Origin of the sequence: Mesorhizobium sp. M4A.F.Ca.ET.020.02.1.1 (assembly GCF_004022645.1) — a bacterium.
In the GTDB taxonomy this organism is placed as follows: Bacteria; Pseudomonadota; Alphaproteobacteria; order Rhizobiales; family Rhizobiaceae; genus Mesorhizobium.
The window spans coordinates 1-694 of the sequence record NZ_RZOI01001307.1 but is presented as its reverse complement, the minus strand read 5'-3'; the positions used below and the strand labels follow the sequence as shown (position 1 = coordinate 694).

Sequence of the window (694 nt, the reverse complement as noted above, 5' to 3'; positions counted from 1 at the left end):
ATGTTAAGATAGTCGACGCGGTGCTCGATGCGGCGCAGAAGATCGTCGCCGCGCGCGAGGTAGCGGCATGAGCGAAGAACTCTCCTACGTCGGCAAGCGACTGCCGAAGCCCGACATTGCCGGCAAGGTGACCGGCGAGGCCAAATATACGGAAGACCTGGTCATTGCCGGCATGCTGGAAGGCAGGCTGCTGCGCAGCCCCCACGCGCACGCCCTGGTCAAGGCCATCGACGTGTCGAAAGCCCAGGCCCTTCCCGGCGTCGTCTGCGTGCTGACCCACAAGGACTGTCCGGATCAGAAATTCTCGCGCTCGACAATGGCCGAAGCGCTTCCGGAATTCGCTTTCTCGGGGGAAAGACAGGATCAATACATCCTCTCGGACAAGGCTCGCTACGTCGGCGACTGGATTGCGGCGGTGGCGGCGGAGGACATCTACATCGCCGAACGCGCGCTGGAACTGATCGAGGTCGAATACGAGATCCTGCCCGCCGTGCTCGATCCCTTCTCGGCGATGGAGAACGGCGCGCCGAAGATCCACGGCGATGTCAAGAACAACGTTGCCTTCGAGATGGACCATCCGTTCAACACCGGCGATGTCGAGAAGGCCTTTGCCGAGGCGGATGCGGTCGTCGAATTCTCAGGCGTCAACTCACGCCAGAAGCATCTTCATCTTGAGACGGACGCGGCCATAGCC

1 protein-coding gene is annotated in these 694 nt (G+C 61.5%); it reads left to right on the top strand.

Annotation, left to right across the window (positions count from 1 at the left end; genetic code table 11):
* Nucleotides 1-67: 67 nt before the first annotated feature.
* Nucleotides 68-694 (top strand): molybdopterin cofactor-binding domain-containing protein (locus EN742_RS36815; protein ID WP_148670610.1); only part of this gene is annotated, 627 nt, incomplete at its 3' end.